Source organism: Vibrio wakamikoensis (assembly GCF_050337275.1).
Lineage (GTDB): Bacteria > Pseudomonadota > Gammaproteobacteria > Enterobacterales > Vibrionaceae > Vibrio > Vibrio chaetopteri.
On record NZ_JAKJST010000012.1, the window covers coordinates 345985 to 361395 of the forward strand.

General features: G+C 45.5%; 14 protein-coding genes. 7 read left to right on the top strand and 7 right to left on the bottom strand.

Annotation, left to right across the window (positions count from 1 at the left end; genetic code table 11):
- Positions 1-199: 199 nt before the first annotated feature.
- The 5 genes from L4C42_RS02260 to L4C42_RS02280 form a co-directional block, all read right to left on the bottom strand.
- Positions 200-601 carry a hypothetical protein gene (locus tag L4C42_RS02260; protein ID WP_353498620.1) on the bottom strand — a complete coding sequence of 134 codons (402 nt, stop codon included), beginning with the start codon at positions 599-601 and terminating at the stop codon, positions 200-202.
- A 340-nt stretch (positions 602-941) separates the two neighbouring features.
- A complete protein-coding gene (locus L4C42_RS02265) occupies positions 942-1130 on the bottom strand; it encodes a hypothetical protein (protein ID WP_042498447.1) in 189 nt (62 codons plus the stop codon).
- 164 nt (positions 1131-1294) lie between these two features.
- Positions 1295-2338: a J domain-containing protein gene (locus L4C42_RS02270; protein ID WP_353498621.1), complete on the bottom strand. Its 1044-nt coding sequence runs from the start codon at positions 2336-2338 to the stop codon at positions 1295-1297.
- Positions 2339-2395: 57 nt separating this feature from the next.
- The gene (locus tag L4C42_RS02275; protein ID WP_353498622.1) at positions 2396-3079 is read right to left on the bottom strand and encodes a DUF2786 domain-containing protein; all 684 of its coding nucleotides are present in this window, start codon (positions 3077-3079) and stop codon (positions 2396-2398) included.
- 230 nt (positions 3080-3309) lie between these two features.
- Entirely contained in the window at positions 3310-3990 is a 681-nt protein-coding gene (locus L4C42_RS02280) for a DUF3334 family protein (RefSeq protein WP_418641457.1), read from the bottom strand.
- A gap of 271 nt (positions 3991-4261) precedes the next feature.
- Between L4C42_RS02280 and ydiJ the strand changes: the two genes are divergently transcribed.
- Both ydiJ and L4C42_RS02290 read left to right on the top strand, forming a co-directional pair.
- On the top strand, positions 4262-7300 hold the full coding sequence (ydiJ, locus tag L4C42_RS02285; RefSeq protein ID WP_429759151.1) for a D-2-hydroxyglutarate dehydrogenase YdiJ: 3039 nt from the start codon (positions 4262-4264) through the stop codon (positions 7298-7300).
- 66 nt (positions 7301-7366) lie between these two features.
- Positions 7367-7831 (top strand): methyltransferase family protein, encoded by a 465-nt coding sequence (locus L4C42_RS02290; protein WP_353496027.1) that lies wholly within the window; start codon positions 7367-7369, stop codon positions 7829-7831.
- Positions 7832-7894: 63 nt separating this feature from the next.
- Here the strand turns inward: L4C42_RS02290 and L4C42_RS02295 are convergent, their stop codons facing one another.
- On the bottom strand, positions 7895-8620 hold the full coding sequence (locus tag L4C42_RS02295; RefSeq protein ID WP_353496028.1) for a DUF3581 domain-containing protein: 726 nt from the start codon (positions 8618-8620) through the stop codon (positions 7895-7897).
- A 199-nt stretch (positions 8621-8819) separates the two neighbouring features.
- A complete protein-coding gene (locus L4C42_RS02300; protein ID WP_353496029.1) occupies positions 8820-10025 on the bottom strand; it encodes an MFS transporter in 1206 nt (401 codons plus the stop codon).
- A 280-nt stretch (positions 10026-10305) separates the two neighbouring features.
- Here L4C42_RS02300 and L4C42_RS02305 point away from each other — a divergent pair, with 280 nt between their 5' ends.
- The 5 genes from L4C42_RS02305 to L4C42_RS02325 all read left to right on the top strand — a co-directional run bounded on the left by L4C42_RS02305 (position 10306) and on the right by L4C42_RS02325 (position 15329).
- The gene (locus L4C42_RS02305) at positions 10306-10671 is read left to right on the top strand and encodes a DUF333 domain-containing protein (protein ID WP_353496030.1); all 366 of its coding nucleotides are present in this window, start codon (positions 10306-10308) and stop codon (positions 10669-10671) included.
- Positions 10664-11884 carry an alpha/beta hydrolase gene (locus L4C42_RS02310; protein ID WP_429759155.1) on the top strand — a complete coding sequence of 407 codons (1221 nt, stop codon included), beginning with the start codon at positions 10664-10666 and terminating at the stop codon, positions 11882-11884. The genes L4C42_RS02305 and L4C42_RS02310 overlap by 8 nt, the downstream gene beginning before the upstream one ends.
- 285 nt (positions 11885-12169) lie before the next feature.
- Complete coding sequence (gene tnaC, locus L4C42_RS02315; RefSeq protein WP_112461785.1) at positions 12170-12244, top strand: tryptophanase leader peptide; 75 nt, start codon at positions 12170-12172, stop codon at positions 12242-12244.
- Between the two features lie 276 nt (positions 12245-12520).
- Positions 12521-13993 carry a tryptophanase gene (tnaA, locus tag L4C42_RS02320; protein WP_353496032.1) on the top strand — a complete coding sequence of 491 codons (1473 nt, stop codon included), beginning with the start codon at positions 12521-12523 and terminating at the stop codon, positions 13991-13993.
- A 121-nt stretch (positions 13994-14114) separates the two neighbouring features.
- Complete coding sequence (locus L4C42_RS02325) at positions 14115-15329, top strand: aromatic amino acid transporter (protein ID WP_429759157.1); 1215 nt, start codon at positions 14115-14117, stop codon at positions 15327-15329.
- The last annotated feature ends 82 nt before the right edge of the window (positions 15330-15411 follow it).

The following is a 15411-nucleotide window of genomic DNA, read 5'->3' on the forward strand; positions in this document are numbered from 1 at the left end:
AACGTTAATCGATGAAAAAGTACTCTTTGATAAGGGAAAGGCTTTACGTAACAGAGTGGTAATAAGTGACGTTCTAGAGAGCTAAGTACAAGAAGACTAAGATAAACAAGAACGATGAGCGATAGTCCATCGTCCGGCACCTAAGTAGCAGTGAATAAGAGGCAGTGAATTCTTAGATGCGGGACGATGAATCCAAGAATTAGTGCAGGTAATGCTCACCAGAGAGGAAAATCACCTCACATTGATGGCCTAGCGCCAATGCATTTAAAGTGGCTTGCTGCTGAGTAGTGAATGAGCCATTAGCGATGATGGCGCAGGCATTACCAGAGCGAATGGCTTTTTCTACTACCTGATACTGGTTGAGACTTGCCGATGGCTTCATTTGTACCATGTGATTGCCAAGCTTATGAAAATGCAGAACTTGGCTAGTAGAAGGGCGAGGGCATTCTGCTGTTAACAAAATCCACTGAGGTCTAGATGTTAATTGAGACAACTTTTCAAGGATCTCATCCTGGATCCCACGTTGTGCAGCCGCACTGTCAAATGAGGTGTATGAGCGTGAAACATTGTATCTAGACTGCATTGAATTGTTGATTAACATAACCCTGTTCCTTTATACATGTTGTATGTATATACAGTAGTTTTTTGTAGGGTAAAGATCAAGCACTTTCTGAGCGCTAATTCTTCAATTGAATTTAAGTATTTGTTTTTATTTGGATTTATTTTCTACAGAATAGCAGGTTTGGTAATGGTTTCCTGTTATCCAGTACTAGCCAAAAAAAACACTGTATAAACTACCTGTATAAAAACACGGCTCATTGTGAATAGAAGCTAGGGCAATACAATCGAAACTAGGATAAGAAAGGAGTCGAGAGCCTTTGAGCGCGTAGCATTTGGGAGGCGGAAACTAAAACGCCTCTGAGGGCAGAGGCGCATTGCGGTTATTGCTGAGCGTTTGCTCGATTTCTAAATTCGATTTCTGCTTGGTTGAACTGTCTGACGTCCATGATGGCGAAACTCAAACACTTTTCACATGAATGATGGTGTTTGCCATCAATGTACTCGTGCTTGGTGACAAAGCTAGGTGCATGGCACCAATCGCAGATATCTTGTTTGGTGAATGTATACATGTTTACTCCCCACCCTTATATGTACGTTAGTACGGAGTTGTACTCGGTACGGGTGTTATTTTCGGGGCTTATTATGACACAAAAACAAGGCTTTTGTTAAATTAATGTTTCAGAAAAAGAGTGCTTAGACGTTTTTGGTTATATTTTAGACATTTTTAATAGCTTTAGTGCCTAGACTGAAGGTTGGCAGTCAGTGTATTTAAAGCGAGGTTAAGCTGCTTCATTTCTTCTTCACTGCCCTGAGCATCAGGATGATAGACGCGGCTCAGTTGTTTGTAGCGAGTTTTTAGCTGTTTCGCGTTCAAGGGCTGGTTCGGCTCAAGTCCAAAGCGCAAATAGGCGTCTCTAAGAGGGGATGTAGGTTGCGCAGTAGGCGGAGCCGTGCGCAGTTGATCGTTGGCGAGTTTGAGTTGGCGCTGCAGTTGCTGAATATAAAGCTGCTGTTTGGTAAGTTGGCTTTGCAACTGGTCTGTATGGTTCCGATGATTAGTGCTGTGCGTTTGCTTTTGTTCAAGCGTCTGAGCTTGGCGCTGTCTATAAAATAGTAGAGCGAGCAATGCTGCGATGATGAATAGATAAACCAGATGTAACCAGCTGCTGAATCCGGAATCACCTTCTTGCGATGTTGCAGTATTAGTAGAGTTGGTATTTTTCTGGTTTGCTTGCTCTTGCTGTTTAAGTGCTTCGATTTGCCGCAATTGCTGTGCATTGTATTGTGCCTGCAAAGCCTCTTCGTAGGCATTTTGGTAGCTATCAGAGGCATCTTTAGCAAGTGAGTACCAAAGTACGGCTTGGTCTTCGTCTGCAATCGCAGGTGAACCTTGCTGGTAGAGTTTAGCGACTTTCCCCAGTGCGGTTACATCACCGTTTACCGCCAGCTTAGTATAAAGCAGTAACGCTTTGGCGGGATTGGCTTGTACGCCTCGACCAAACTCCAATGCTTGTGCGTAATTGAAGGTCGCTGCAACGTGATTGTTTTCACTGGCTTGCTGATACCAATACGTGGCTTTACCAAGATCGCGTTTGACTCCTTCACCCGTTTCATAAGCGAGTCCCAACTGATACTGAGCATCGGCGTTGTTGAGTGTGGCCTGTTGTTCAAGGTGAGTTTGCTGTTCAAGGTGAGAAAGCGAAGACCACGCCGGAGCGGAAAACCAAGCACAGGAAAGCAGCACATAACATACAACGTTAAGTAAGCGTCTTGGCATCAAAGATACACTCCGGGTAGGCGCGAGCATGAAGGTCGCGCTAGTGAAATTGGAGACTTATTTAAGCAGTTTTGGCGCTTGGGCACCATCAATCGGGCGGTTTACTGAGATCTTGCGACCTTTTTTCAAGCCGACTTCGTAGTCTGCTGTGATGTTCTTCATCGCTTCTTTGAGCTGCTGCTTGAACGTTTCGCGATCGATATTTTTGAACTCTTTATCAATGTAGTTATTGATCTTATTGTTGGACTCATCATCTGGCGCGATAACAGGAAGCTTTTCAAGCGCGCCTTCAATCCAGCCAGAGACAAATGAATTCACGCGTCTTGTTACTTCAGTATTCGCGGTACCGGAGCCAGCAAAGCTATTGCGGAATTGACCTGTATGCTCATTCATTTCACGGTAGATGATATCAAACGCGAATGCGGCGAAAATGGCGCGATCTGCCTCACCAATAAACTCGACGCGCTTAAGGCCTTTGTGGTTCAGTAATACCGCTTCAACACCAAACTTAGTGTTAATACCGCGAATGACGCGAAGTAGGGTAGAACTGATGGTGGTTGGCAGTAGATGTGTCGATTGTGTTTTGCCCATTTTAATGAACTCGATATCGTCTTTATCGAGGCCATACTTAAGCATCAGTCTATGCGCCATTTTGATGGCGTTTGCTGCTTCATTGACGTTTGCAGAGTTACCAAGCTCTAGGCACTTAGCAATCTTTTTAAGGGCTTTTTGTTTATCCATCGACAACCTGAAGTCTCTATACCGCGGAAGAAAAAACGGGCGCTTATTTTAGCGACTTTTACGCTAAAGGGGAAGAGTGTCACAGTCAGACTGTATGTTGATGAAACAAGGAAGGATGGAAATTCGTACGAAGCGAGTCGCCAAAGTCGCTATGTGGTTGCCAAAGTCGCTATGTTGTCGCCCAAGTGACTATAGAGTCACTTGGGCATGCGATAAAGGAAATGGGAGGCTTAAATACCGAGTTCGTCGAGCAAATCTTGACTGTTGTCGACCGCTTCTGACTTTGAAGCGTCTTTCTCCGCTTGCTTGGAACGCGCCTGTTCAATAATCGCGTCTGGGCATTCGTCCGGCTGAACTTCAAACTCTTCCATTTGGATGAATTCGGTTTTATCCATTGCAAACTCAAGATAGAAAATATTGTTGTCTTCGGTGGAGAACGTCACACGGCGTGCTTGAGGGCGCTCTAGATTGGTGTCGACCGACAAAACGACCTGTTTATTGATAGACAGCATTTTCGGTTGGTTCTGAGTAATGTTGGTTTGTAGCTCTTTACGTACTTTGTTGGTGAAGTCGCCAACGAGTTGGTTCATCAGCTCGCCCAGAACATCGCCCACTTCGTCTGAGTTATGGTGAATCGCTAGCTCTTCTTCAGGCATACCCATGTTGCGCATGTAGTTGGTATAAAGTTCAAGTGCTGCTTTAGAGGTAAAGTTAATCACCACCAGTCCAGAAAAACCACCATCAAACAAAACAAAGCAGCCGTAGTCAGGCTTTAGTGTGGTTTTTGTTATCTTCTGCACCATCGCGGAATAGGTGACGCTCGATTGTGTTGCTGAAGTGAGGACGGTAGAGACCGACTGACATAGTTTAAGCAGAATATCTTCTGTAGTGATTACTTTTGTTTTTTTCATTGCGAACCGCTTGATCTAATGATGTCTTCCATAGGTTTGGGAGTGTGTCACGAAGCTTACTCGTTGAAAAGGCATAAAACAGAGGTGTTGTCCGCGAGTTTCCGATTTGATCACACTTTTAATTGTTGTAAAGTGGCGGGATAAGTAAAATCGATGTGCTTTCAGCGACGTATATAACGTTAGCCGTGACGTCTCTATGTACGCGTAAGAGCATTCATACAATTTACTCCTTTGCTGAGAGGATCAGCAGACTTAAGGGGCAGGAAGCTAAATGTTACCAAGATTACATACTCAAACCGATATTCATCCCACTGTACAGGTGTTTCTCCAGCAGCTAGAAGCGAATGGCTTTAGCGGCGATATAGAGACTCAGTACTCTAGCCGTTTGGCTGTTGCGACCGACAACAGTGTCTATCAAAAATTGCCGCAAGCCGTTGTGCACCCGAAAACCACCCAAGATGTTCAATTGATTGGTGAGCTTGCTAGCCAAGACAAGTTCAGCTCAGTGACGTTTTCCCCGCGTGGTGGTGGCACCGGTACCAACGGTCAATCTCTAACCTCTGGTGTGGTGGTGGATTTGTCCCGCTATATGAATAGAGTACTGGAAATCAATGAAGATGAAGGTTGGGTTCGAGTACAAACTGGTATTGTTAAAGACGCCCTAAATGATGCAATTCGTCCGTATGGGTATTTCTTTTCACCAGATCTATCGACCAGTAATCGCGCTACTCTAGGTGGCATGGTTAACACCGATGCATCGGGACAGGGCTCGTTAAAGTACGGCAAGACCTCTGATCACGTACTTTCTTTACAAGCAGTATTTGCTGATGGTTCGCTGCTGGAAAGTGATGGTTCGGGTGCAGGAGTTCCATCGGGTAGCTTTGCTGAGCAAGCTCTCGCGGTATCGAAGAACGTATGTCAGTCACAGCGAACCTTAATCGATGAAAAGTTTCCTCCGCTTAATCGCTTTCTAACAGGCTATGATCTGAAAAATGCTTATCAGCCAGACAGTGATGACTTTGACTTCACTCGTATTCTTTGTGGCGCCGAAGGTTCACTGGCCTTCATTACTGAAGCGAAGCTGAACCTAACACCAATCCCTAAGGCGCGAACTCTAATCAACGTTAAATACAACAGCTTTGATTCCGCGCTACGTAACGCACCGTTTATGGTTGAAGCCAATGCATTGTCGGTTGAAACCGTGGACTCAAGGGTACTCAATCTTGCGAAACAAGATATTGTTTGGCATACCGTCAGTGATTTGATTAGTGACGTGCCGGGCAAAGAAATGCAAGGCCTAAACATGGTCGAGTATGCAGGGCAAGATGAACAGGAAGTCGCTCGCGCAGTAAAAGCACTCACCGATAGCTTGGATGAGAAACTAAAAACAGAACAAGACGGCATTATTGGTTACCAAATTACCAATGATGTGGCGAGCATTGGGCGCATCTATAACATGCGTAAGAAAGCCGTTGGCCTGCTTGGCGCAGTCAAAGGCAGCGCTAAACCGATAGCTTTTGCTGAAGACACCTGTGTGCCGCCAGAGAATTTGGCGGACTTTATCGCAGAGTTTCGAGTCCTACTGGATGGTCACAATCTAAATTACGGTATGTTTGGCCATGTCGATGCCGGTGTACTTCATGTAAGACCGGCGCTAGACATGTGCGATCCGAATCAAGAAGCGCTCATGCACCAGGTCTCCGATGAAGTTGTCGCATTGGTGGCGAAATACGGCGGTCTAATGTGGGGTGAACACGGTAAAGGTTTTCGTTCTGAGTACGGCCCTGAGTTTTTCGGTGATGAGCTGTTTAATGAGCTCCGCCGGATTAAATCTGCGTGCGATCCTCTCAATAAGATGAACCCCGGTAAGATTTGTACGCCGTTAGGGAGTGACGATGAGCTGGTGAAAGTATCTGACGTTAAACGTGGCACTTACGATCGTCAAATTCCAGTTGAAGTACGTGATAGCTTTTCTCAAGCGATGGAATGTAACGGCAATGGTTTGTGTTTTAACTACGATACGGCGTCGCCAATGTGTCCGTCGATGAAGGTGACGGCGGATCGTCGCCATTCTCCAAAAGGGCGTGCCGGTTTGGTGCGTGAGTGGCTAAGACAGCTGTCGGAGCAGGGCTTTGATGTCATAGAGCTTGAAAATGAGACCAAGAAATCACCAAGTGCGAAAGGATTGATCGAAAAGTGGCGCAATACCTTCAACAAGCGCCACGAGTACGATTTCTCTCACGAAGTGTATGAGGCGATGAATGGCTGTTTGGCCTGTAAAGCGTGTGCTAGCCAATGTCCAATCAAAGTCGATGTACCAAGTTTTAGATCTCGATTCCTCAACTTGTATTACACGCGATACCAGCGTCCAGCAAAAGACTATTTGGTTGCGAATATCGAAACCATGCTGCCCTATATGGCGAAGGTACCAAAAGTGGTCAACTTTGCGCTTAAGCAGCCTTTGGTGCAGAAGCTGACAGAAAAGTCGGTGGGCTATATTGATGCGCCGTTGCTGTCGGTGCCAACCCTGAAATCGAGAATTAAACATCAGCCAGTTTCAGAGTTCAATTTAGAACAGCTTCAAGTCATTCCAACTGCACAGCGTCAAGACTATGTGTGTATTGTTCAAGACCCGTTTACTAGCTTTTATGACGCTCAAGTGGTGGAAGATTTCGCCAAGCTGATTTTGAAGCTGGGTAAGAAGCCGGTAATCTTGCCGTTTAAACCCAATGGTAAAGCAACCCATATTAAGGGCTTTTTGGCACAATTTGCGAAGTCTGCTCAAAATACAGCGGACTTTCTGGCGGAGGTCGCGGCACTTGATATACCGTTAGTCGGCGTCGACCCTGCATTAGTGCTTTGTTACCGCGATGAATATACCGAGATTCTTGCTGAGTCACGTGGTGATTTTGATGTCCTTACAGTACATGAGTGGTTAACACCAATGCTCAAGGATATTGAACCCAGCAACGTGATTGATGAGGCGGACTGGTATCTGTTTGCGCACTGTACTGAGAAAACCAAAATGCCAAATGCTGAAAAAGAATGGGGTAGTATTTTCCAGCACTTCGGTGGACGCCTCACAACAGTTCCAGTTGGTTGTTGTGGTATGGCAGGCACGTTTGGTCACGAATCAGATAAGCTGCAAATGTCGAAAGATATTTATGGGCTTAGCTGGGCGCCAAATCTGGATAAGCTTCCGACAGAGCGTTGCTTAGTAACGGGATACTCTTGCCGAAGCCAGGTGAAGCGTTTTGAACACGCGCCAACCAAACATCCATTGCAGGCTGTGTTGCAGTTGTTGAATTAACCTCATTTTAAAGCGTCCTAGTCGGGCGCTTTATTATGTGTATTCTCGAAAAATCAAGGAGTCGATGTGAAAGCACTAGAGCTGAAGATACCGCCGGTGTTGGTTTTTTTGTTTGTTGCCGCTTCGATGTACTTTGTGGCTAGATACGACAATGGTTGGCTGTATACCTATATTCCGCTGAAAAGTGTTTGGGCAGCGGGGCTGTTTATCATTAGTGGCTTTATTGGTGTGTCCGGTGTGCTGGAGTTTAGAAAGGCGCAAACGACGGTCGACCCGACCAAGCCAGACAAAGCCAGCTGCGTAGTGGATAGCGGTATCTTTTCAAAAACTCGAAATCCGATGTATCTCGCACTGTTTGTTCTGCTGCTCAGCTGGGGGTTTTGGCTTGAAGACGGCTTAGCGCTCACCTTATGTTGGCTGTTTATTCCTTATATGAATCGATTCCAAATAAAACCTGAAGAACGAGTGCTCGAGGCTATGTTTGGTGAGCCTTACAAGCAATATAAAGATAAGGTTAGGCGCTGGGTTTGATGCTTATTTGAATAGAAAGTAGCAAGCCGTGTCATGTTAATGTGACACGGCTTGTGATAGTTGTTAAGCGTTTTGGCTTAGCGTCTCAAGAAACAGATCCTTACGTTCATGGAAGCGAGCTACAAGATCGTCGACCGCATTGGTATCGTAGGGCTTAAGACCACTTGCAACCATACGTTTAACGCCTTTACCAACGACATCACCGTCTTCTTTAAATGCAAAGTTAAGTGTGACTACACCACGTTTGCCTTCAACATCAAATGTCGCTCCAGTGAATTCAACTTCTGGGTGCTGAAGATCTAGGCGGTCAAACTCGACTTCCATACTCTCATAAATCACCAGAGGACGCTGGCAGTTGATCATCATCTGCTCTTGTTCCATTAATGGAACCATGATGTGAGGGAAGTTCATGCCAGAGAATTGAACATAGTTGGTCACGACATGTTCGATGAACGCTTGGTCATGGCTAACCTCACCTTGGTGAGTCATTTGCAAGTATTCTTTGCCCGCTGTATCAACAACAGCACTCTCGTGCTCGCCTTTTTCGACGACGTTCAGAGCAACACCGTCACCTACCATGCCGGAGAAATTAAAGCGCATCTTTTGGCTAATGCCTTCTTTTTGAAGTAGGACTGCGAATAGCAGATCGCCCGGTACACAAAAACGCTTGTTGTCTTCGTCATGGATAGGGTTGAAATCGCCCGCGACTTTTTTAGCGAAATGGCTCGCTTGCTTGCGGGTGAACTCAAATTGGCTTTCGCTTGTTGATACGTAAGGTGTTAGAAACATAATTCTCTTAGGATTAACTCAATTGCTGGCGATTATATATTAAGAAATCGTTTAACTGGTTCATCCAGTGTAGATTTTACTTAGAATTGTCGGTTTGACGTTTGTGCTTTGAGGCACAGTACTCAATTTTGATATTTTGAGTGGCAGTAAGGGAAAGGAGGCGAGAGTTCCGCCTCCATGGTGCTCGTAGTCTATGGGGTTAGGCTGAAGCGGCTTCAGACGTATTAGGCTTGGAAATCATAACCAGTGCGGCAATACACACAAGGGCGACAACAATACCGCCTAATGACAGTGTAAACACAGAAGCATAACCGAACTTGTCAATCGACATACCCGCTAGCATCGCCCCAACGCCAAAGCCTCCAGCCATACAAAGCATTAATAGACCTTGTGTAAGGGCTGGCGAGTTGGGGCTTAGTCTTCCTGCAATTGCTGGAATAATCATGTCATTCCAAGACATAGCCTGCATAAGCACAACGAGCAGCGCGATGGGTAAGATAGTGTTTACATCATGACCCGCCGTTAACCAGAATAATGAACCGACAACCAAGTACACTGCCTGAGCAGCATACCACACCATAAATGGTCCACTTTTTTGCATCCAACGCCCAGCAGATTCGAGCATGAAAATACTGATCACGGCAGACACCGCCATACCAAGCGCAGAATTACCAATCTCTACGTGGTACACCTCTTTAATAAGCAGTGGACCGAGCTCCATGAGGTTGGAGGAAAGAAACATAGAGAAAAACACGGCAAGCAAAAATAGGAACCAAGGCATTGCTTTTTTGGTTGCCTTCGGGCTGTGCTCTTGTGTCTCGCCCGATAGGGCTTCTTGCAGATTGGCTTCAACTGGAGGAGGCGGTGCAATGGTTACCATAACGAGGACAACAAAGACGAGACCCATCAAAATCAGCAATTGATTGGTGCTACTAACGGCCATCCAGTCAGCGAGGGCGACAAGGAGTCCGGTCACAACGATGCCGAAAAATTGACATTGATAGAGACTCGCCAATCCGCGACCTTCTTCTTTTTGATTCTTGCTAGAGGCAATCACAAAGGTAGGATTAAGCACGAGCAGTGCGACACTCCCAACGCCAATGAGTGCACCGACAATCCAGTAAGTCGTGGTTGAGGTATCGGCAAAGTAGAGGGTCAACAGTGCGATAAAGTGAGTCAACAGAGCAAGGCGTTGCAAGATCTGATGGCAAGAATGTTTGTCAGCCAGACCGCCAATTAATGGTGCGAGTAATCCAGCTCCGCCAATCAAGGCCATGACTTGGCCGAGCAAAGCACCGCTGGCGGTTCTTTCAATGATGATAGGATTGAGCAAAATTGCGATGCCTACCCATTGGACAATCCCAAGTGAAGCTTGGGCAAAATGCCATAAACGAACACCCTTCATAAGTTGTGACCTTCTACTAATAATTTACTCATGAATTTTCAAGTATCCGCACCAAGATACAAGTAACATACTATGAGTTACCTTCTCACATTCGAAGACGTGTTACCTTGAAGGATTAAAAATTCGAACTAGAGCATCCGCTGACAACAACCAGGCCACAATAACCATCTGATCTGTTGCATATTTTACAGTTTCATCTAACTTTATTAGACACACGTGAGTCACTTTCCCTTTGTGTAGATAGCGCGTCGGTGAAAGAGGCGAATAAAGGAGAATCCCTATGAAAGGTGGAAATCTAATCCGTTATTTTGCTTTGGCGGCGATAGTGCCAACAGTGCTTATGGGGTGCGCAAAATCCGATCCCGAGCCTGTAGGTATGGCAAATCCCGCCGCTGTCTACTGTGAAAAACACGGTGTTTACGATCTAGAAACAGGTATGTGTACTTTAAAATCGGGTGAAAAAGTGGATGCATGGGAGTATTTTCGAGCTCATCATCAGCAAGGCCCTGATAGCGCAGCACGTTTTTGTGAAGCGACGGGTGGCGGTTATATAGAAGACAAGAAGCAGTGTGCTTTGCCAGATGGCAAAGTCATGGATGCCGAAGAGTACTTTCGTGACCATCAAATGAGTGGCGCTGGTGGATAAGATCAACAGTCAAATTTCAGCTGTTCGTCGCTACCTAAGCCATCTTGCTTTACTGAGCGTTAGTGTTTTTTTCACGATAAGCATGACAGGCTGCACCAATCCTATCATTGAACAAGAACCAGAGATGTATACCACCTCTGGTTCACTCGCCCCTTATTCGCAATCCAACTTCAATCAATATATTGAACAAACCACCAAGTGGCTTGATGAGACTCGTGTATTTCATGGTGCTGGATACGATGCTGAGATGAAAGCGGTAAGTCCTTATCGATTAATACCAAATCATCCCAACGGGCAGGGGGTGCTATTGGTACATGGGTTGGGTGATTCGCCTTATTCATTTATTGATATCGCACCTGTCTTGGCTGAACAAGGTTACTTAGTGCACGTCATGTTGCTGCCTGGACATGGTTCTAGGCCAGCAGATTTAATGCTGCCCAATGTGAAAGACTGGCACGAAGCAGTTGCCAATCAAGTTACGCTGTTAAAGCGCGATGTTGATGAAGTGTGGTTAGCGGGGTTTTCTACCGGAACTAATTTGGTGACTTCTTATGCTGCTCAAAATCCAAAAGCGGTCAATGGGTTGGTTTTATTCTCACCTGCCTTTAGTCCTGATGATGTCATCGTGCGTTTTGCTGGAACAGCGAGCGTCTTTGTTGACTGGGTGAACGTCGCAAAGGAACAAAACTATACCCGCTATGATTCACTTGCCATGCATGGTGCTGCGCTTTATTACCAAACGACAACTCAGGTAGAGTTGGATTTGCAGCAATATCAGCTAGAAGTACCCGCCTTGTTGATGGTGACAGAAAACGACGAGCTGATTGATACCGAAGGCGTGTATTCGCTGTTTAGAACCGAGTTCGTCAACCCAAACAGCCGTTTGGTGTGGTATGGCGAAAAGTCCTATCCTGATGCACGGGTTATCAAGCTCAGTATGGATCTTCCAAAGCAAAATATCGAGAGTGGCTCGCATATCTCAGTACTCTATCGCGCCGACAATCCTTTATATGGGGAAAGAGGGCTAATGCGACAGTGTGGGGGAGCGGAGGAAGGAGAAGTCTATACGGTAGATTGTGTTGGTATGCCAACATTGACCTATACCGCTTGGGGGTTACTTAAAGAAGATCGCATTAGTGCTCGCCTAAGCTGGAATCCCTATTTCGATACCATGATGGAAAGAGTGGTTAAGTTTATGAAAACGGCGAACTAGAAACTAGCAATTGAATGACCGCATAAACTCTTGATTATTTTATAAAGGCAATGCTTGGTGTCTTTATTAACTAGTACGCTGTATTGATCTGCTTCAAAATATTCTTTTATAAACAAATTACAATTAAAGAACATTCAACTTTTTTGTTAGCAGGTTCTCAAATTATATCCTATAGTAATGACATGTACGGTAACTTATAGATAATACACTTAGTTAGTTCGATAATGTCTTGTTTGAAAAAACGAACAAGGCTTGATAAGTCGAGTATTGTAAGTAGGTAAATAAATGAATAAGTTCAACACAATCAGTAGCTGGTTCACACTAGACTACAAAATCGCTTTCTTCTTCCCTTCGAGATAACTCTCTCGCACTGTCCAGTGCGTCTGCCTGACAGCAACATGCTGACTGCAACACTAGGTATACTTACACCAGTGTGTACTCAAACCATTGTGTACTCAAACCAAAGTTTACCCGTGTTGATGATCGTAGCCTGTGCTAGCGGCGTCATAAAATAAAACAATCAAATTCAATCGTATCTGGATATATTCCTAGATAGGGTTATCTGCAATTAAAATTTATCTCAGTCTTAACTATAAATAAAAGGCTTGAAGATAAATATATATAGGGTAATTAATAATGGAAAACTTCAAACACCTACCAGAACCATTCCGCATTCGTGTTGTTGAGCCTGTAAAACGTACTACACGTGAATATCGCGAACAGGCGATTATTAAAGCAGGTATGAACCCATTCTTATTAGATAGTGAAGATGTATTTATCGATCTTTTGACCGACAGTGGTACTGGTTCTATCACACAAGAAATGCAAGCGGCGATGTTACGTGGTGATGAAGCGTATAGCGGTAGCCGCAGCTACTATGCATTGTCAAATGCAGTGAAAGACATTTTCGGTTATGAACTCACTATCCCTACCCACCAAGGTCGTGGTGCAGAACAAATCTATATTCCTGTGCTAATTAAAAAGCGTGAAAAAGAGAAAGGTCTTGATCGCAGTAAGATGGTGGCGTTGTCTAACTACTTCTTCGATACCACTCAAGGTCATACTCAAGTGAACTGTTGTGTGGCGAAAAACGTTTATACAAAAGATGCGTTCGATACTGCTGTGAATGCAGATTTTAAAGGCAACTTTGACCTTGAGAAGCTAGAGCAAGCGATTGTAGAGGCGGGGCCTGCCAACGTACCATACATCGTGAGTACTATTACGTGTAACTCTGCGGGTGGCCAGCCAGTCTCTATCGCTAACCTGAAAGCGGTATATGAGATAGCTCAGAAGTATGACATTCCAGTGATTATGGATTCAGCGCGCTACGCGGAGAATGCGTACTTTGTTCAGCAACGTGAGCCTGGTTATCAAGACTGGACGATCGAGCAAATCACACGTGAGTCGTACAAATATGCTGATGGTCTAGCGATGTCGGCGAAAAAAGACGCTATGGTGCAGATGGGCGGTCTACTTTGCTTTAAAGACGACTCATTTATGGATGTCTATACCGATTGTCGTACCTTGTGTGTGGTTCAAGAGGGCTTCCCGACTTATGGTGGTCTCGAAGGCGGTGCGATGGAGCGCCTTGCTGTTGGTCTTTATGACGGTATGCGTCAAGACTGGCTAGAGTACCGCATCAATCAAGTTCAATACTTGGTGGATGGATTGGAAGCGATTGGTGTGGTTTGCCAGCAAGCTGGTGGTCACGCAGCGTTTGTCGATGCCGGTAAGCTTCTTCCACATATCCCAGCGGATCAGTTCCCTGCGCACGCACTGGCATGTGAGCTGTATAAAGTGGCGGGTATTCGCGCGGTTGAGATTGGTTCACTATTGCTAGGTCGCGATCCAGCAACGGGTAAGCAGCACCCATGTCCAGCAGAGCTACTTCGACTAACGATTCCTCGTGCAACTTACACGCAAACGCACATGGATTACGTCATCGAAGCGTTTGAGAAAGTAAAAGCCAACGCACACAACGTGAAAGGGCTCGACTTTACTTATGAGCCTGAGGTGTTGCGTCACTTTACTGCCAGACTGAAAGAGGTGGAAGTGGCCGTAAAGGGCGAAGCTCACAAGGCTGAAGAGAAGCAACTCGAAGAAGCCTAGTCACACCTAAAGAACGCAGCCTTTGAGCTGCGTTCTTTTTCCTAAAAACAACATAATAAAAAACAAAATAATAACGATAAATCACCCTAATCCAATAACGTGAATTTAATAGAGCAGAATGATGAAAAAGAATCCGTCGCTCATTGGTGGCGCGTGCATCATTGCTAGCGTCTGTGTCGGCGCTGGCATGCTTGGGCTACCCAGTGCAGGAGCTGGCGCATGGACCGTGTGGTCAATGCTGGCGATCGCCATTACCATGATTGTTATGACAATATCGGGATGGATGCTGTTAGAAGCATTTAGACATTATGATTTAAAGGTCTCTTTCGATACGGTGACCAAAGATTTACTAGGTAACAAGGTCAACTTACTGAACAACATTACCGTTTATTTTGTTGGCGGTATATTACTGTACGCCTACATTACTTCTTCCGGTTTAATCCTTCAGGATGTGTTAGGCCTGAATGCCAAAGTGGCATCGGCACTGTTTGTACTCATTTTCTCAGCGTTCGTTTGGCACTCCACTCGAGCGGTAGATAGAATCTCCGTCGTTTTGATCGCCTTCATGATACTGAGCTTTGTGTTTGGCGTGTCGGGACTGGCGGTCAAGGTCGACATGTCGGTACTGTTTGACACCATCGGTGAGGAAAATGCATACGCGCCATACGCTATGGCTATGTTGCCAGTCGCGTTGACATCGTTTGGTTATCACCATTCGGTATCATCTATGCGTGCCTATTACGGTGAGGAAACCAAAGCCAAATACGCTATTTTGGGCGGCACGGTGATAGCGCTTACCCTCTATTTCTTATGGCTTTTCAGTATCTTCGGCAACTTACCGCGCGCGAATTTCGGCCCGGTTATAGAACAAGGTGGGAATGTTGATGCATTGCTCAAAGCGCTGGGCTCTGTCATAGAATCGGAGCAGGTTGCAAACGCCATCAATACCTTCTCTATGGCGGCGATATTGTCATCGTTTATTGGTGTTGGCCTAGGTGTATTTGATTTCTTAGCTGACTTCTTCAAGTTTAGCGATGACAAATCAGCTCGTACTAAGACGTGGCTAGTTACCTTTTTGCCACCGCTCGTTCTGTCACTGCTGTTCCCATTCGGCTTTGTTATTGCCATTGGTTATGCAGGCGCGGCTGCGACGGTGTGGGCATGTATTATCCCAGCATTATTAGCTCGCAAAACACGTCTGGTGCATGCAGGCGCAGGAGGCTTCACGGCTCCTGGGGGCAATGCAATGATTTCTGTCGTCATCGGGTTTGGGGTATTGACCGCAATCTTCCATGTGCTTTCTATGTTGGGAATGCTGCCTAACTTTACTGGCTAACGTTATTCCCAGTTTTAAAACCCGCCATTATTTATGTTCACTGTGACCAGTAGCCCGGTGTTACTGGTTCACTCTGAGCGCA